This window comes from Amycolatopsis viridis (genome assembly GCF_011758765.1).
GTDB classification, from domain to species: Bacteria; Actinomycetota; Actinomycetes; order Mycobacteriales; family Pseudonocardiaceae; genus Amycolatopsis_E; species Amycolatopsis_E viridis.
On sequence record NZ_JAANOU010000001.1, the window covers coordinates 3,461,977 to 3,478,281 of the forward strand.

The window sequence follows — 16,305 nt, forward strand, 5'->3', positions numbered from 1 at the left end:
AACTGACCAGTCAGTTCAAAAGGGGGGATCCTGTGCGGGTGCACGCCGACCGGGTCACCGTCGAAGGTCCGCACGGCACGGTGCTGCGGCCGACCTCGCTCACCATCACCGAGGGCGAGCTCGCCTTCGTGCACGGCGAACCGGGCGCGGGGGTCACCGCGTTCGGTCTCGCCCTGACCGGACGGATGCGGCCCACGACGGGACTCGTCACGCTCGACGGCAAGGCCGATGCGGCCCGGCTGCGCGCAGCCGGCGCGGTGGTGGACGCGCCGGAGATCACGGCACCGGAGGACTCACTGCCGGTCCGGATGGTGATCGCCGAGGAGCTGTCGATCGGGAAGCTGCCGGCCGGGAAGGACGACGTCGCGCGGTGGCTGGCCGAGCACGACCTCGCCGGGCGCGCCGGTGCCCGGTTCGAGCACCTGTCCGCGGACGAGCGGCTCCGGCTGCTCACCGCGCTCGCCGCGGCGCGCCCGGGCATCCGGCTGCTCGTGCTCGACACCCCCGACCGGCACACCAGCGACGTCGCGAGCTGGACCGGCCTCGCCCGGACCTACGCCGAGCGCGGGTTCGCCGTCGTCGTGCTGACCGCCACCACCCCGCCCGAGGTGCTGCCCGCTCCCCCGGCCCGGCTCGGCCGGACCGAGCAGCCCGAACCCGAACTCGTGCAACTCGCGCAAGGAGATCCGCAGTGACCGGACTTCGCCTCGCCGCCGGGGAACTGCGCCGCCTGACCGCCGGCAAACTGCCCAAGCTGGCCGTGGCCGCCCTGGTGCTCGTCCCCCTGCTCTACGCCTCGTTCTACCTCTACGCCAACTTCGACCCCTACGGCCGGCTGGGCCACCTGCCCGCGGCGATCGTCAACGAGGACGCCGGGGCGAACGACCGGAACGTCGGTGACGAGGTCACGTCCTCGGTCGTGGGCTCGCGCACCTTCCAGTGGCACGAGGTGTCCGCCGCCGATGCCGACGCGGGGGTGCGCGACGACCGGTACTCGTTCGCGATCACCATCCCGCGCGACTTCACCGCCGCGCTGACCTCGAGCGGCGATTTCAACCCGCAGCGCGCCACCATCCAGCTGACCACCAACGACGCGAACAACTACCTGTCGCACACGATCGCGAACCAGGTGGCCGAGCAGATCCGCGGCACGATCGCGGAGAAGGTCGGCAACGAGGCCGCGAACCGGTTCCTGATGGGTTTTTCCACGATCTACGGCAAGACGCAGGAGGCCGCGAACGGCGCGACCCGGCTCGCCGACGGCGCGACCCGGTTGCAGTCCGGGCAGCAGCAGCTCGCCGACGGCGCCCAGCGCCTGGCGGCCGGCAGCGCCCAGCTGTCGTCCGGGCTGGCCACGCTGAAGTCGAGCACCGCGACCCTGCCGCAGAGCACGCGGCAGCTGGCCGACGGCGCGCAGCAGGTCGCCGACGGCAACAGCCGGGTCGCCGCCGCCGGGTCCACCGTCGCGAGCGGGTCGGCGCAGCTGGTCAGCGACCTCGACAACGTGAACAACCAGCTCACCCAGCGGCTGCGCGCCGCCGGACTGTCCGACGCAGACATCCAGCGCGTGCAGGGTGTGCTGGGCGATCTGCGCTCCCCCGTGGACCAGGCGAACGCGAAGATCCAGCAGACCTCGGCCCAGCTCGACCAGCTCGCCGACGGGGCACGGCGGGTCGCCGCCGGTGCCGCCACCCTGGCCACCTCCGCGCCCGCCCTGACCAGCGGCATCGCGCAGGCCGCGGACGGCGCGAACACCCTGTCCGCGGGTGCCGCGCAGCTCGACGACGGCGAGAAGACCGCGCTGTCCGGCACACAGCAGCTCGCCACCGGCGCCGGGCAGCTGCGCGACGGCCTCACCGCAGGGCTGCAGCAGATCCCCAACCCCAGCGACCCGACCCGGACCGCGACCGCGGACACGATCGCCGACCCGGTGACGGTCAACTCGGTCGGCGTCGCCTCCGCCGGCACCTACGGCGCGGGGCTCGCGCCGTTCTTCCTCGCCCTGGCCACCTGGATCGGCGCGTTCGTGCTGTTCCTGCTGATCCGGCCGCTGTCCGCGCGTGCAATCGCGGCCGGGACGGCGCCGCTGCGGGTGGCGCTCGGCGGGTGGCTGCCCTCCGCACTGCTCGGCATCGCGCAGGTGGTCGTGCTGTTCGCGGCGGTGACCTGGTTCGTCGGCATCCACATCGCCCAGCCGCTCGCCGCGCTGGCCTTCGCGATCCTCGCGTCGCTGACGTTCACCGCGATCGTGCATGCGCTCAACGCGTTCTTCGGCGCGGTCGGCAAGTTCCTCGGACTGGTGCTGCTGGTGCTGCAACTCGTCAGCGCGGGCGGCACGTTCCCCTGGCAGACCCTGCCCGACGCGCTGTACCCGCTGCACGTCGTGCTGCCGATGGGGTACGTGGTCGACGGGTTGCGGCACCTGCTCTACACCGGCGCGTCGCTGCGCAACCTGCTCGACGTCGGTGTGCTGGTCGCCTACCTGGTGGGTGCGCTGGCGGTGTCGGCGCTGGCGGCGCGCCGGCAACGGGTGTGGACGGTGTCGAAACTCCAGCCGGAGCTGTCGCTGTGAGCCCGCGTGGTGAGCACACCAAGCAGAAGCTGTTCGAGTCGACGCTGCGGCTGGCCACCGCGAAGGGCCTCGCCGGGCTGACGGTGGACGAGATCGCGGCGGAGGCCGGGGTCGCCAAGGGCACGGTGTACTACAACTTCGGCAGCAAGGACGGGCTGATCGACGCGCTGCTGCGGTACGGCGTCGGTCAGCTCGCCGAGCGGCTGCGCGCGCACACCGGCGAACCCGACCCGGTGGTCGCGCTGGAGTCCATGGTGGACACCGGGCTGGAGTTCATCGCGACCTACCGTGGGTTTTCGCAGATCCTGGTGAGCGAGTTGTGGCGCACACCGGGCCAGTGGCACGAGACGTTGTCGCTGCTACGGGAGGACATCATCTCGATCGTGGAGGAGCAGCTGCACCGGGTGGCTGACGCCGGGCGCCTGCCAGCCGGGGTGCAGGTGCCCACCGCGGCAGCCGGGTTGTTCGGCACCCTGCTGGTGGTCGCGCTGGACTGGCAGGTGTTCCAGCCGCACCGCCCCCGCGCCGAGGTGCGCGACGGGATCATGCTGCTGGTCCGCGGCGTGGCCGGGGCGAACGGGGGCTGATCTCAGCCGACCGGCGCACCGGGGACGTCGGCGGTCCAGCCGGCCAGCAGCCGCAGCGCCGCCTCGGAGGCGGAGCCCGCTTCGGCGGTGTAGACGCACAGGACCTGGTCGGGGTCACCGGGCAGCGTGAAGCACTCGTAGTTCACCACGAGGTCCCCGACCAGCGGGTGGCGGTAGCTCTTCGTGCCGTGGCTGCGGTCGCGGACGTTGTGGTCGGCCCACCAGCGCCGGAACTCGGGGCTGGCGACCGCGAGCTCCCCGACCAGCTCGGCCAGCAGCGGATCGTCGGGGTGGCGGCCGGCGTCCAGGCGGAGGAGCGCGACGTTGTCCCGGGCCACCACCTCCCAGTCCAGGAAGAGCTCGCGCGCCGACTCGTCGAGGAACGTGTAGCGCAGCATGTTCCGGTCGCGGGGCGGCAGCGCCTCGAAGTCGGTCAGCAGCGCGCGAGCCAGCCGGTTGGCGGCGAGGATATCCATCCGCCGGCCGAACACGAACGCCGGGGACACCTCGTCGAGGGTCTCCAGCATCCGGCGGACGCCCGGGCGCACGCGCTGCACGCGGGCGGCGGTCCGGCGCCGCGGGCGGCGCGAGTTGGTGCGCGCGATCTGCCACAGGTAGGAACGCTCGGTGTCGTTGAGGCGCAGCGCGCCGGCGATGGCGTCCAGCACCTCGTCCGAGACGTGCGGAGCGCGGCCCTGTTCCAGCCGCGTGTAGTAGTCCACGCTGACGCCGGCGAGCCGGGCCACCTCCTCCCGGCGCAGCCCGGGCACGCGCCGGACACCGCTCGTGCCGCCGAGTTCCACGTCGTCGACGCCGAGCCGCGCGCGGCGCGAGCGCAGGAACTCCTTCAGCTCCACGTTGTGATCCACCAGTTCATTCTGCCGGGCCGCGGGCCACCGAACCTGGTTCTGCCGGAACCAGGTTTGGTGTGCCCGGTCACCACGGGGCCGGAAGAAGCCGCCCACTGCCCGGCTCCCGCTGGTTGCATCAGTGGTGCGGCCGGACGGTCGCACTGGAGATCGAGGAGACACACAAGCCATGACCGTGCACACTTCCCTGACCGGGCGGATCGCCGTGGTGACCGGCGCGTCGAGCGGCATCGGCCGGGCCGCGGCCGTGCGGCTCGCCGCCGCGGGCGCGAAGGTGGCCGTGCTGGCCCGCCGCGCCGACCGTCTCGCCGAGCTGACCGGGGAAATCGAGCGGGCCGGCGGTACAGCGCTGGCGCTGGCCGCCGACGTGACCGACGCGAGCGCCCTGCGGTCCGCGGCCGACCGGGTGGCCGCCGAGCTGGGCACCGCGGACCTGCTGGTCAACAACGCCGGGGTGATGCTGCCCGCGCCGGTGGCGGAGCTGCCGACCGAGCAGTGGCAGCACCAGATCGACCTCAACGTCAGCGGGCTGATGAACACGATCGGCGCGTTCGTCCCGCAGCTGATCGCCTCCGCCGCGGACCGCGGCGTGGCCGATCTGGTGAACACGTCGTCGATCGCCGCGCAGAACATCTTCCCGAACTTCGCGGTGTACTCCGGCACGAAGGCGTTCGTGACGCACCTGTCGCGGACGTTGCGCGCCGAGCTGGGCCCGAAGGACGTCCGGGTGTCGGCGGTCGAGCCGGGCATCGTGGGCACCGAGCTGCAAAGCCACGTCACCGACCCGGGCGCGCAGGACTGGCTGGAGGGCTCGAAGAAGGAAATGACGTGGCTGGCCCCCGAGGACGTCGCCGAGGCGATCGCGTTCCTGGCCGCCCAGCCCGCGCACGTGAACCTTCAGCAGGTCACCATCATGCCCACGCGGCAGGCTGCCTGACCCCCGCCACCGGAGGGGCCGGGCCGCGGCCGGGCCCCTCCGGGCAGCCGGGGAACAAGCGGCGTCGCCCCCGCGGCGCAGGCGGGCGAACTGGGCTAACGCACCAGTGGCCGCAGCTGACCGACCTGGTGCACGGACGTGGCGTGCCCGGCGAGGGCGCGCCGCACGGCCTCGAGCACTCCCTCACCGATCTCGGCCTGCGCCAGCGACCGGTGCGGGTCGTAGGCGGAGACCGTGCCGAGCTGGACCACCTGGGTCGGGTGCAGCGGCAGGAGCGGGTCGGGCGGGTCACCGCTGGGGCCACCGCGCACCTCGACCACCGTCGCATCGGCCGCGAGCAGGGGCGCCACCGCCCCCATCACCGCGCGCCGGTACTGCTCATGGATCCACGCCACCAGCAGGTCCGCCGGCCCGCGCAGAGCGCTCTCTGCCTTCGCCGCGAGCTCGCGCGGCCGGTCCCAGTGCGCCTCGACCCAGATCGCCTTGCCCTCACCCCGGGATCGGGCGGCGCCCGGGCGGTACGGCCGGTGCCCGGGCCGCCGGAGCGCGCGCAGTGCTGCCGCACCGGGCCGCACCTCGCAGTCGAGCGGGTGGTACCGCCGGCACGGCAGCACCACGTGCCAGCCCTCCCGGGTCAGGACCTCGGCGAGTTCGGCGAGCATCCCGGTACCCGCCAGGATCAGCGCTTTCCTGCCAGCCATGGCCTCACGCTACCTGGCGCCGGCCCCCCGGGCAGCCTGTCGACGTGCCCCGCCCGCGCGGCACCACGCCCGGAGACCACCGCACGTCACGCCCAGTTCTTGTCCGGGTCGAACTCGTGACGCTCGGTGAGGCTGAACCAGTTGCCCGAGTCGTCGCGGAACACCGCTTCGATCCCGTACGGCCGTTCGGCCGGCTCCTGCAGGAACGTGACCCCGCGCGCGGCCAGCTCGGCGTGGGTCGTACGGCAGTCGCGGGTCGTCCAGACACCCCCGCCCAGCGCGCCCTTGGCGACAGTTCCCGGATCTGCTTCTCGGTTTCCGCGTCGTGCTGCGGCGGCCCCGGCTTCATCAGGATGAAGTCGAGGTCCGGCTGGTCGGGCGGGCCCACGGTGAGCCAGCGGAACTCCCCGATCCGCAGGTCCTGCCGCACCTCGAAGCCGAGCTTGCCGGTGTAGAACTCCTTCGCCGAGTCCTGGTCCAGCACGTAGACGCTGGAATGGGACAGTCCCCTGATCATCACGGACCTCCTGTCGTCGAGGAATACGACGCTACGGGTCCGGAGCCTGCGGAAGCTTCTCCGGATGTGCGGTTTCCGGTGCCGGCCGGGTCCACATCATCAGGAAGCACCCCGGGACCGGCGGCGGCCCGCCGGCCCGCATCCGGGCGCGGTACCGGCTCGGCGACTCCCCGGTGATCTCCGCGAAGCGGCGGCTGAAGGTGCCCAGGCTGGCGAAGCCGACGGCCAGGCAGACTTCGGTGACGGTGAGGTTCACCGACCGCAGCAGGTCCTGCGCGCGTTCGATGCGCCGCCGCGTCAGGTACGCCTTCGGGCTCTCCCCGTACGCGGCGGCGAACGAGCGCGTGAAGTGGGAACGCGAGCAGCAGGCGACCGCGGCGAGCCGGTCCACGTCGAGCGGCTCCGCGTAGTGCGCGTCCATCCAGTCCTTGGCGCGCCGCAACGGCGCCAGCACCACCGCCCGGTCGTTCCGCGTGCCGGCGCTCCGCACGTCAGTGCGCCGCGTCGTTCCAGGACCGGCCGAACCCGACCGACACCTCCAGCGGCACGGCCAGCTGGTACGCCGCCCCCATCTCGCGGCAGACCAGCTCCTCGACCCGGTCGCGTTCCCCCTCGGCGACCTCGAGCACGAGCTCGTCGTGCACCTGCAGCAGCACCCGCGACGACAGCCCGGCCCCGGTGAGCGCCCGGTGCACACCGATCATCGCGACCTTGATGATGTCGGCGGCGCTGCCCTGGATGGGCGCGTTGAGCGCCATCCGCTCGGCCATCTCGCGGCGCTGCCGGTTGTCGCTGTTGAGGTCGGGCAGGTAGCGGCGGCGGCCGAAGATCGTCTCGGTGTAGCCGACCTTGCCCGCCTCGGTGACGATGCTCTGCAGGTAGTCCCGCACCCCGCCGAACCGGGCGAAGTACTCGGTCATCAGCTCACGGGCCTCCTCGGTGGAGATCCGCAGCTGCTGCGACAGCCCGTAGGCCGACAGACCGTAGGCCAGGCCGTAGTTCATCGCCTTGATCTTCGCCCGCTGCGGGCCGGTGACCTCGGACGGATCCACCCCGAACACGCGCGCCGCGGTGGCGGCGTGGAAGTCGAACCCGGACTGGAACGCCTCGATGAGCGCCGCATCCTCGGACAGGTGCGCCATGATCCGCATCTCGATCTGGCTGTAGTCCGCGGTGAGCAGCTCCGCGTACCCGTCGCCGACCACGAAGGCGTCACGGATGCGGCGGCCCTCCTCCGTGCGGATCGGGATGTTCTGCAGGTTGGGGTCCACAGAGGACAGCCGGCCGGTGGCCGCGATCGTCTGGTGCAGCGTGGTGTGGATCCGCCCGTCGTCGGCGACCGCCTTGAGCAGGCCCTCCACGGTGCTCTTGAGCCGGGTGGCGTCCCGGTGCTCCAGCAGGTGCTGCAGGAACGGGTGCTCGGTCTTCTCGAACAGCGTCTGCAGCGCCTCGGCGTCGGTGGTGTACCCGGTCTTGGTGCGCTTGGTCTTGGGCATGCCCAGCTCGTCGAACAGCACCACCTGGAGCTGCTTGGGCGAGCCCAGGTTGACCTGCTTGCCGATCACGCCGTACGCGGCCTCCGCGGCCTGCTTCACACGAGCGCCGTAGTGCGCTTCCAGGGCGGTCAGCTGCTCGATGTCGACCGCCACGCCCGCGGCCTCGACCTCGGCGATGACCTGCAGCAGCGGCAGCTCGATCTCGTTGAGCAGGGTGGTGCCGCTGATCTTGTCCAGCTCGCCGGTGAGCGCGCCGGCCAGCTCGGCGACCGCGCTGGCGCGGACCAGCTCGCCCTGGACCAGCGACTGGTCGCCGTCGTCGCCGTCGAGCAGCGACAGCTGGCCGTCACCTGCGTCGGTGTCGTTGCGCAGCTCCCGCTGCAGGTACCGGAGCACCAGGTCGTCCAGCTCGAACGACCGCTGGCCCGGCCGCACCAGGTACGCGGCCAGCTCGGTGTCCATGGCGAGCCCCGCCAGCCGCCAGCCGCGGGCGCGCAGCGCGTGCAGCGGCACCTTCAGCGCGTGCCCGGCCTTGCGGATCGCGGGGTCGGCCAGCCACCCGGCCAGGGCCTGCTCGTCGGCCTCGTCCAGCGTGGTGACGTCCACGTACCCGGCCGGCCCGCCCGGCGCGGCGAGGGAGACCGACTGGATGTCCGAGCGCACCGAGGACCCGGTGGTGCGGAACGACAGCCCCACCGTCTGTCCCGCGCTGGTGTGCTGGGACAGCCAGGCGGCGAGACCGCCGGCCGGCACCGCGGCGCCCTCGACCTCGAACCCGGACTCGGCTTCCGGCTCGGCGCTGGACAGCGTCTGGAACAGCCGGTCGCGCAGCACCCGGAACTCGAGCTCGTCGAACAGCCGGTGCACCGCGTCCCGGTCCCACGGCCGCAACGCCAGATCGGCGGGCACGGTGTCCAGCGGCACGTCCCGAACCAGCTCGGTGAGCTGCCGGTTCAGCATCACCGAGTCCAGGTGGGCGCGCAGCGCGTCGCCCACCTTGCCCTTGACCTCGTCGACCCGGTCGATCAGCGCGTCCAGCGACCCGAACTGCTGGATCCACTTGGTGGCGGTCTTCTCCCCCACGCCCGGGATGCCCGGCAGGTTGTCCGACGGGTCGCCGCGCAGCGCCGCGAAGTCCGGGTACTGCGACGGGGTGAGCCCGTACTTCTCCGACACCCCCGCCGGGTCGTACCGCACCAGGTCGGACACGCCCTTGCGCGGGTAGAGCACCGTCACCGAATCGGTCACCAGCTGCAGCGCGTCCCGGTCGCCGGTGCAGATGAGCACCTGGAAACCATCGGCGGTGGCCTGGGTGGTGAGCGTGGCGATGATGTCGTCGGCCTCGTAGTTGTCCTTGGCCAGCACCGGGATACCGAGCACCCCGAGCACATCCTTGACCAGGTCGACCTGCCCCTTGAACTCGTCCGGCGTGGTCGTGCGCGTCGCCTTGTACTCGGCGAAGGTCTGCGAGCGGAACGTCTGCCGCGACACGTCGAAGGCCACCGCGAGGTGGGTGGGCTGCTCGTCGCGCAGCAGGTTGATGAGCATCGAGGTGAACCCGAACACCGCGTTGGTGACCTGGCCGGTGGAGGTCTTGAACCGGTCGGCCGGCACCGCGAAGAACGCGCGGTAGGCCATCGAGTGGCCGTCGATCAGCAGCAGCCGCGGCCGCCCCTCGGCGGGCGGGGTGGCTGTGGCGTTGGCTACGGGCTGGTTCTGGCTGGGGCTCACGGGTGCGAGTCTAGGGTGGGTCACCGACAGAACCGCGCGAGCGGTCGCCCCTGTCCGCTGTCATCTCACCGAGGAGTTGCCGCATTGACCGAGAACCTGTCCGAAGCCCTCCGCGAACAGCTCGCGGGCATCGACCCGCGGGTCGCGGAACAGCAGCTCAACGACAAGCTGGGCATCGAACTCGTCGAGGTCACGGCCGAACAGGTGGTCGGCACGATGCCGGTGGCCGGCAACCTGCAGCCCTACGGCCTGCTGCACGGCGGCGCCAACGCCGTGCTGGCCGAGGCGCTGGGCTCCACGGTGGCCGCGCTCAACGCCGGTCCGGACAAGGCCACGCTCGGGTTCGAGCTGTCCTGCACCCACCACCGCGCGGCCCGCGACGGCCTGGTCACCGGCGTGGCGAAGCCGGTGCACGTGGGCCGGGGCACCATCACCACCGAGATCGTGCTGACCGACGAGCAGGGCCGCCGCACCTGCACCGCGCGCCTGAGCTGCCTGGTGCGCGACCGGGCGCCGGGCAGCCGCTGACCCTCGGCACGGGACGGGCCCCGGCGCCGCGGCACCGGGGCCCGTTCGCGGGTCCACCCGATCAGGCGACGCCCAGGTACGCCTCCTTGATCGCGGTGTCGGCCAGCAGCTCCGGGCCGGTGCCGGTCTTGGTGATCCGGCCGGTCTCCAGCACGTACGCGCGGTGGGCGCGGGAGAGCGCCTGCTGCGCGTTCTGCTCCACCAGCAGTACCGTGGTGCCCTGCTTGTTGATCTCGGTGATGATCCGGAAGATCTGCTGGATGAACTGCGGGGCCAGCCCCATCGACGGCTCGTCCAGCAGCAGCAGCCGCGGTTTGGCCATCAACGCCCGTCCCATCGCCAGCATCTGCTGCTCACCGCCGGAGAGCGTGCCGCCGGCCTGGTTGCGCCGCTCCGCCAACCGCGGGAACAGGTCGAACACGCGGTCCAGGTCGGGTTGCAGGCTCTTGCGGTCCTTGCGGGCGTAGGCGCCCATGTCCAGGTTCTCCGCGACCGTCATGCCCGGGAACACGCCGCGTCCCTCGGGCACCTGCGAGATGCCGCGGACCACCCGCAGGTCGGCCCGCAGCTTGGTGATGTCCTCGTCGGCGAAGGAGATGCGGCCCGCCGACAGCGGGCGGATCCCGGAGATGGCGCGCATGGTGGTGCTCTTGCCGGCGCCGTTGGCGCCGATCAGGGCGACGATCTCGCCCTCCTCGACGGTCAGCGACAGCTCCGCGACCGCCTGGATCCGTCCGTAGTGGACGGACACGCCGTCCAGCTCAAGCAACGTCATCGTCGGGCACTCCCAGGTAGGCGGCGATCACCGCGGGGTTCTCCCGGATCTCGGCCGGCAGTCCTTCCGCGATCTTCTTGCCGAACTCCAGAACGACGATCCGGTCGGTCACGCCCATCACGAGCTTCATGTCGTGCTCGATCAGCAGCACGGTGAAGCCGTCGTCGCGGATCTTGCGGATGAGCTCCATGAGCTCTTCCTTCTCCGCCGGGTTGAACCCGGCGGCCGGCTCGTCGAGGCACAGCAGCTTCGGCTCGGTGGCCATCGCCCGCGCGATCTCCAGGCGGCGCTGGTAGCCGTAGGGCAGGTTCTTCGCCTTGTCCGCGGCCCGGTCGGCGATGCCGACGAACTCCAGCAGCGCCATCGCCCGCTCCACCGCGGTCTGTTCCTCCCGGTGGTGCCGCGGCAACCGCAGCAGTGCACCGAGCACGCTGGTGTGGTGCCGGGCGTCGGTGCCCACCACCACGTTCTCCAGCGCGGTCATCTCGCCGAACAGGCGGATGTTCTGGAAGGTGCGGGCGATGCCGCGGCGGGTGATGTCGTGCCGGGACGCCTTGCCCAGCGGCTCGTCCTCCAGCAGCACCTGCCCCGACGTGGGCCGGTAGACCCCGGTCATCGCGTTGAAGCAGGTGGTCTTGCCGGCGCCGTTGGGCCCGATCAGGCCGAGGATCTCGCCGCGGCGGATGCCGAACGAGACCGAGTCCAGCGCGGTCAGGCCGCCGAACTTGAGGGTGACGTCCCGCAGCTCCATCAGGGTCTCGCCGACGCCGACCCGGATGGTCCGGTCGATGGCGACGGTGTCGGCGACCTCGGCCTCGTGCTCGGCGAGCTCCTCCGGGCTCATCCGGGCGACCTCGGCCACGAGCCCGCCGTCGACCGGCGTGTTCTCCGTGGGGTGGCTCATCGGCGACCTCCCTGCGTGTCGGCGGCGAGCGCGCTGTCCCCGCTGATCTGCTCGCCGCGGCCCAGCAGGCGGTGGTACGCCTGGCGGCCCCGGGCCAGCAGCCGCTGCCGCGCGCCGAGCAGGCCCTGCGGCCGGAAGATCATCAGGATGATCAGCGCGATGCCGAAGATCAGGTAGTTGTAGTCGGCGAGCTGGACGAAGCGCAGCGGCAGGTAGGCCACCACGATCGCGCCGAGCAGGACGCCCACCTTGTTGCCGGCACCGCCGAGCACGACCGCGGCCAGGAACAGCATCGAGGTGATCACGTCGAAGGACTGGTTGTTGACGAACCCGAGCTTGCCGGCGTAGAGCGCGCCGGACAGGCCACCGATCGCGGCGCCGATGACGAACGCCCAGATCTTGAACTTGAACACCGGGACGCCCATGATCTCGGCGACGTCCTCGTCCTCCCGGATGGACACCCAGGCGCGGCCCACGCGGCTGCGTTCCAGGTTCCCGACCAGGAGCAGGACCGCGATGATGATCGTGATCGTCAGCCAGTACCACTGGGTGGCGTTGGCGAAGAACGGCACGCCCGCGGCGCTGGTGCCGACGCCCTGGAAACCGGACTGCCCGCGCAGCGGGCCGACGTTGTCCGCGACCAGCCGGATGATCTCGCCGAATCCGAGCGTGACGATCGCCAGGTAGTCGCCGCGCAGCCGCAGCGTCGGCGTGCCGAGCACGATGCCGAAGATCATCGTGATGACCATCGCCAGCGGCAGCGTCCACAGGTAGGGCAGGTGGTGCAGGCTGGAGTTCGGGCTGGTGAACAGCGCGGCCACGTACGCACCGACGGCGAAGAAGCCGACGTAGCCCAGGTCGAGCAGACCCGCCTGGCCGACCACGACGTTGAGGCCGATGGCGACGAGCGCGTAGCGGGCGACGTCGAACATCGCGTTCGGGAAGTCCGTGCCGGTCGTCGCGATCAACGGCGGGTTGAGCACCGGCAGGAAGTAGATCAGCACCACCAGCGGGACGAGGATCGCCCACTGCACCGGCCGGGACAGGTTGTTCCACCGCTCGCGGATCGAGCGCCGCCCCGCCCGGGGCGCGCTCACGGTCTGCGTCGTCATACCCGTGCCTTCCCGAGGGACTCGCCGAGGATGCCGGTCGGCCGGAACATCAGCACGACGATCAGCACCACGAACGCGACGATGTCCTTCCATTCGCCACCGAACAGCGACTGCCCGTAGTTCTCGACCAGGCCGAGGACGAACCCGCCGAGCAGCGCGCCGCGCAGGTTGCCGATGCCGCCCAGCACCGCGGCGGTGAACGCCTTGATGCCGAGCAGGAAACCACCGTTGTAGATGGCGCCCTGCGGGATCCGCATCATGTAGAACAGCGCGGCGGCACCGGCCAGCAGGCCGCCGACGAGGAACGTGATCACGATGACCCGTTCCTTGTTCACGCCCATCAGCGTCGCGGTGTCCGGATCCTGCGCCACCGCACGGATCCCGCGGCCGAGGCGGGTGCGGTTGACGAAGTAGTCGGCCACGAACCACAGCAGGATGGCGGCCACGAACAGGATCACGTGGATGTTGGTCACCGAGGCGCCGAAGACCCGGAACAACGTTTCCGGTTGCAGGAGCCGGATCTGCGGCTGCTGGTTCAGGCCGAACACCAGGCGCAGCCCCTGCTGGATGGCGAAGGACGCGCCGATCGCCGTGATCAGGAAGACCAGGCGCGGGGCGTTGCGCTTGCGCAGCGGGCGGTAGGCCACGCGTTCCAGCAGCACGGCCGTGCCGCCGGAGGCCGCCATCGCCGCCAGGCACGCGACGGCGAGGAACAGGATGATCTCGGCGACCGAGAGCACCGGGGTGGTGCCGGAGCGGAATCCGAGGGCGTAGAACGTCAGCCAGGTCGCGAACGCGCCGACGACGAACACCTCGGAATGGGCGAAGTTGATGAGTTTCAGCACGCCGTAGACCAGCGTGTAGCCCAGCGCCACGAGCGCGTAGATGCCGCCCAGCGCCAGACCGTCGACGGTGTTGTTCCAGAACTGTTGCGCCAGACCGTGGACATCGAAGCTGATCCAGCTACCGGTCTGCGCGAGGAATGGGGTCATCGCGGGGTACAAGGACTCACTCTATTCCCGGGTACGGATCGGGCATGCGTGCGGCGATTGGCCGCACGCATGCCCGATGGGTCAGTGATCAGCTGATCTGGCCGTTGTTGACGATCTTTCCGTTCTCCACGCGGTAGCTCCAGACCGGCGTGTCGGACAGCTCGCCCTTGTCGTTCCACTTGAACTTCTTGGTCAGGCCCTGGCCGTCGTAGTTCTTGACGAAGTTGAGCAGGCCGGCGCGGTCCTTGATGCCGCTGTCGATGCCCTTGAGCAGAATGGTGGTGACGTCGTAGCCCTCGGGCGAATACGTGCCCGGGTCAGCGCCCTCGACCTGCTTGAACGCGGCGGTGAAGTCCTTGAAGTTGTCCTCCGGCACGCACGGGCAGGTGAAGTAGGCCTTCGCCGCGCCGCCGCCCGCGCCCTTGAGGAACTCCGGGTCCTTCACACCGTCGGGCCCGACGAACTTGGCGGCGACGCCCTTGTCGTTGAGCTGCTGGGCGAACGGACCGGCCTCCGGGTAGTAGCCGGCGTAGAAGACGGCGTCCGGGTTCTCGGTCGAGATCTTGTTGACCACGGCGGAGAAGTCGGTCTGACCGGTCTTCACCTTGTCCGTGCAGGACGCCTTGGAGCCGAGCGTCTGGATGAGCTGGCTCGCCAGGCCCGTGCCGTACTCGGAGTCGTCCTGGACGACGCAGACCTTGTTGGCCTTGAGCGTGTCGGTGAGGAACTTCGCCGCCGCCGGGCCCTGGACCGAGTCGTTGCCCATGCCGCGGAAGAAGGTCTTCCAGCCGTTCTGGGCCAGGGCCGGGTTGGTCGCCGACGGGCTGATGGTCACCAGGCCGGCCTGGTTGAACAGGTTGCCCGCGGCCTTGGACTCACCGGAGAACGGCAGGCCGACCACGCCGAGGATGTCCGGCTCGTTGATGACCTGGGTGACCACACCGGGCGCCTTGTCCGGCTTGCCCTCCGTCTCGAACTGCTTCAGCGTCACCTGGCAGTTGGGGTTGGCCTCGTTGTGCTGCTTCACGGCCAGGTCCGCGCCGCGCAGGATGTTCTGGCCGAGCGCTGCGCTCGCGCCGTTGATGGTGCCCGCGTACGCGATCGAGACCCCCGAGCAGACCGCCTTGCCGTCACCACGCGGGTTGGCCGCGTTGGACGCCTGGGAAGGCGCCGCCGCCGAGCCGGTGGTGTTGCCCGACGAACTTCCCTGGTCACGCGCCGCGCATGCACCCAGCGTCAGCGTCGCTGCCGCCGCCAGCACGAGAACTCGCGTGAGTCGTGCTCCTGCCACTCGTTCCTCCAAAGTCCAGACGGCCGCGACACTGCGGCCGTCCCAGGTGGGGACCTATTGGGCGCTGAACGTAACCGCCGGATGCGGACGTGCACAGCGGTCTGCGCTGTCTTGTTTCCACATCGTGACGGGCGTCACTACAATTTAGTTACGAGCTACACCCGATTGCTGCAAGCACCAACCGGGTGTGCACACTCAGTAACCTGCGCCCACAGAAGTAGCCTCTTCGACTACTCGATGGAGTGGTGGTGGAACGAGTGTCCGCCCACGCGACTGCGTGGGGTTACTTCTGACCGATGCTGTCCACGACCGCCTCGGCGACGGCCTTCATCGTGGTGCGCCGGTCCATGGCCGTGCGCTGGATCCACCGGAACGCGTCCGGCTCGGTCAGGCCCTGGTGGGTCATCAGCAGGCCCTTGGCCCGGTCAATGACCTTGCGGGTCTCGAGCCGGTCGGACAGGGTGGCGACCTCGGCCTCCAGCGCCTGCATCTCCGAGAACCGGCTCACAGCCAACTCGATCGCGGGCACCAGGTCCCGCTTGTTGAACGGCTTCACCAGATACGCCATGGTGCCCGCGTCACGGGCCCGCTCCACCAGTTCGCGCTGGCTGAACGCGGTCAGAATGACCACGGGCGCGATCCGGTCGGTGGTGATCTGCGACGCCGCCTCGATGCCGTCCAGCTTCGGCATCTTGACGTCCAGGATCACCAGGTCGGGCTTGAGCTCGGCAGCCAGCTTGATGGCCTCTTCGCCGTCGCCCGCCTCGCCGACCACCTGGTATCCCTCTTCGCGCAACATCTCGACGAGGTCAAGCCGGATCAGTGCTTCGTCTTCGGCGACGAGCACCCGACGCTGCGGAGCGGTGGCGACACCGCTGGCCTCGGTAGCCTCCTCGGTCACCGGGGTCCTCCTGCGTGCTCGACGGAATGGGAATTGCGGTACATCCGCAGGACGAGCCTACCCGGAACGATCCAGTGCAGGGATGGCGCAGACCACGTGGCGAGCATGGTGTTCACCACGTCGGGCGACGGCGTGTCGCATTGCCCCGCCCGCGCGTGAGCGGTCGTCACGCACGGCTACCCCCGGTGCCCGCCGGGGCGGGCGGGGCGCGTAAAGTCTGCCTGCGCCGCCCCCGTAGCCCAACTGGCAGAGGCAACGGATTCAAAACCCGTCCAGTGTGAGTTCGAATCTCACCGGGGGCACTCCCCCAAGCTGTGCTGATCGGCCCCTCACCTGCGCGAACAGGGTGAGGGGCCGATCTTGCGTCGTCCGGCTGTGTCCGTGCCTGTCCA

The 16,305-nt window shown here is 70.7% G+C and carries 16 protein-coding genes and 1 tRNA gene; 6 read left to right on the forward strand and 11 right to left on the reverse strand.

All coding sequences use genetic code 11. The features are described 5' to 3' along the window. The first annotated feature begins 32 nt into the window (after window positions 1-32). Genes FHX46_RS17240 through FHX46_RS17250 form a run of 3 tightly spaced genes read left to right on the forward strand, consistent with a single transcriptional unit; the run spans window position 33 to window position 3,159 of the window. Complete coding sequence (locus tag FHX46_RS17240) at window positions 33-695, forward strand: ATP-binding cassette domain-containing protein (protein ID WP_167115914.1); 663 nt, start codon at window positions 33-35, stop codon at window positions 693-695. Continuing rightward, the gene (locus tag FHX46_RS17245; protein WP_167115917.1) at window positions 692-2,572 is read left to right on the forward strand and encodes a YhgE/Pip domain-containing protein; all 1,881 of its coding nucleotides are present in this window, start codon (window positions 692-694) and stop codon (window positions 2,570-2,572) included. Before FHX46_RS17240 ends, FHX46_RS17245 begins: the two co-directional genes overlap by 4 nt. Beyond that, entirely contained in the window at window positions 2,569-3,159 is a 591-nt protein-coding gene (locus FHX46_RS17250; RefSeq protein WP_167115920.1) for a TetR/AcrR family transcriptional regulator, read from the forward strand. Before FHX46_RS17245 ends, FHX46_RS17250 begins: the two co-directional genes overlap by 4 nt. A 2-nt stretch (window positions 3,160-3,161) precedes the next feature. Here FHX46_RS17250 and FHX46_RS17255 read toward each other — a convergent pair whose 3' ends face one another. Next, window positions 3,162-4,028 carry a helix-turn-helix transcriptional regulator gene (locus FHX46_RS17255; protein WP_167115924.1) on the reverse strand — a complete coding sequence of 289 codons (867 nt, stop codon included), beginning with the start codon at window positions 4,026-4,028 and terminating at the stop codon, window positions 3,162-3,164. A gap of 169 nt (window positions 4,029-4,197) precedes the next feature. On the opposite strand from FHX46_RS17255, the gene FHX46_RS17260 reads away from it, so the two are divergent. Then, the gene (locus tag FHX46_RS17260) at window positions 4,198-4,965 is read left to right on the forward strand and encodes an SDR family oxidoreductase (protein WP_167115929.1); all 768 of its coding nucleotides are present in this window, start codon (window positions 4,198-4,200) and stop codon (window positions 4,963-4,965) included. Window positions 4,966-5,060: 95 nt separating this feature from the next. Here FHX46_RS17260 and FHX46_RS17265 read toward each other — a convergent pair whose 3' ends face one another. The 4 genes from FHX46_RS17265 to polA all read right to left on the reverse strand — a co-directional run bounded on the left by FHX46_RS17265 (window position 5,061) and on the right by polA (window position 9,410). Beyond that, window positions 5,061-5,666 carry a hypothetical protein gene (locus tag FHX46_RS17265; protein ID WP_243871292.1) on the reverse strand — a complete coding sequence of 202 codons (606 nt, stop codon included), beginning with the start codon at window positions 5,664-5,666 and terminating at the stop codon, window positions 5,061-5,063. Between the two features lie 4 nt (window positions 5,667-5,670). Next, window positions 5,671-6,183 carry a VOC family protein gene (locus tag FHX46_RS17270; RefSeq protein ID WP_313886168.1) on the reverse strand — a complete coding sequence of 171 codons (513 nt, stop codon included), beginning with the start codon at window positions 6,181-6,183 and terminating at the stop codon, window positions 5,671-5,673. A 31-nt stretch (window positions 6,184-6,214) separates the two neighbouring features. Further along, window positions 6,215-6,604 (reverse strand): helix-turn-helix domain-containing protein, encoded by a 390-nt coding sequence (locus FHX46_RS17275; protein WP_167121520.1) that lies wholly within the window; start codon window positions 6,602-6,604, stop codon window positions 6,215-6,217. Between the two features lie 70 nt (window positions 6,605-6,674). Continuing rightward, window positions 6,675-9,410 carry a DNA polymerase I gene (gene polA / locus FHX46_RS17280; RefSeq protein WP_313886169.1) on the reverse strand — a complete coding sequence of 912 codons (2,736 nt, stop codon included), beginning with the start codon at window positions 9,408-9,410 and terminating at the stop codon, window positions 6,675-6,677. Window positions 9,411-9,494: 84 nt separating this feature from the next. Between polA and FHX46_RS17285 the strand changes: the two genes are divergently transcribed. After that, window positions 9,495-9,938: a PaaI family thioesterase gene (locus FHX46_RS17285; RefSeq protein WP_167096874.1), complete on the forward strand. Its 444-nt coding sequence runs from the start codon at window positions 9,495-9,497 to the stop codon at window positions 9,936-9,938. Between the two features lie 61 nt (window positions 9,939-9,999). Here FHX46_RS17285 and FHX46_RS17290 read toward each other — a convergent pair whose 3' ends face one another. The 6 genes from FHX46_RS17290 to FHX46_RS17315 form a co-directional block, all read right to left on the reverse strand. Further along, the gene (locus FHX46_RS17290; protein WP_167115932.1) at window positions 10,000-10,713 is read right to left on the reverse strand and encodes an ABC transporter ATP-binding protein; all 714 of its coding nucleotides are present in this window, start codon (window positions 10,711-10,713) and stop codon (window positions 10,000-10,002) included. Next, window positions 10,700-11,617 (reverse strand): ABC transporter ATP-binding protein, encoded by a 918-nt coding sequence (locus FHX46_RS17295; protein WP_167115936.1) that lies wholly within the window; start codon window positions 11,615-11,617, stop codon window positions 10,700-10,702. Before FHX46_RS17295 ends, FHX46_RS17290 begins: the two co-directional genes overlap by 14 nt. After that, window positions 11,614-12,729, reverse strand: coding sequence for a branched-chain amino acid ABC transporter permease (locus FHX46_RS17300; RefSeq protein WP_167115938.1), 1,116 nt, complete (start codon window positions 12,727-12,729; stop codon window positions 11,614-11,616). Before FHX46_RS17300 ends, FHX46_RS17295 begins: the two co-directional genes overlap by 4 nt. Then, complete coding sequence (locus tag FHX46_RS17305) at window positions 12,726-13,721, reverse strand: branched-chain amino acid ABC transporter permease (protein WP_167115940.1); 996 nt, start codon at window positions 13,719-13,721, stop codon at window positions 12,726-12,728. Before FHX46_RS17305 ends, FHX46_RS17300 begins: the two co-directional genes overlap by 4 nt. A gap of 88 nt (window positions 13,722-13,809) precedes the next feature. Continuing rightward, window positions 13,810-14,982, reverse strand: a complete 1,173-nt coding sequence (locus FHX46_RS17310) for a branched-chain amino acid ABC transporter substrate-binding protein (protein ID WP_167121522.1) — start codon at window positions 14,980-14,982, stop codon at window positions 13,810-13,812. A 313-nt stretch (window positions 14,983-15,295) separates the two neighbouring features. Beyond that, on the reverse strand, window positions 15,296-15,913 hold the full coding sequence (locus tag FHX46_RS17315; RefSeq protein WP_167115943.1) for an ANTAR domain-containing response regulator: 618 nt from the start codon (window positions 15,911-15,913) through the stop codon (window positions 15,296-15,298). Window positions 15,914-16,141: 228 nt separating this feature from the next. Here FHX46_RS17315 and FHX46_RS17320 point away from each other — a divergent pair. Next, window positions 16,142-16,215 (forward strand) — tRNA-Leu (locus FHX46_RS17320). Window positions 16,216-16,305: the final 90 nt, after the last annotated feature.

Coding starts and splice junctions, on each gene's coding strand:
- FHX46_RS17260 (WP_167115929.1), top strand. CDS start 4,198: ATGACCGTGCACACTTCCCTGACCGGGCGGATCGCCGTGGTGACCGGC.
- FHX46_RS17265 (WP_243871292.1), bottom strand. CDS start 5,666: ATGGCTGGCAGGAAAGCGCTGATCCTGGCGGGTACCGGGATGCTCGCC.
- FHX46_RS17270 (WP_313886168.1), bottom strand. CDS start 6,183: ATGATCAGGGGACTGTCCCATTCCAGCGTCTACGTGCTGGACCAGGAC.
- FHX46_RS17275 (WP_167121520.1), bottom strand. CDS start 6,604: ATGGACGCGCACTACGCGGAGCCGCTCGACGTGGACCGGCTCGCCGCG.
- FHX46_RS17290 (WP_167115932.1), bottom strand. CDS start 10,713: ATGACGTTGCTTGAGCTGGACGGCGTGTCCGTCCACTACGGACGGATC.
- FHX46_RS17295 (WP_167115936.1), bottom strand. CDS start 11,617: ATGAGCCACCCCACGGAGAACACGCCGGTCGACGGCGGGCTCGTGGCC.
- FHX46_RS17300 (WP_167115938.1), bottom strand. CDS start 12,729: ATGACGACGCAGACCGTGAGCGCGCCCCGGGCGGGGCGGCGCTCGATC.
- FHX46_RS17305 (WP_167115940.1), bottom strand. CDS start 13,721: ATGACCCCATTCCTCGCGCAGACCGGTAGCTGGATCAGCTTCGATGTC.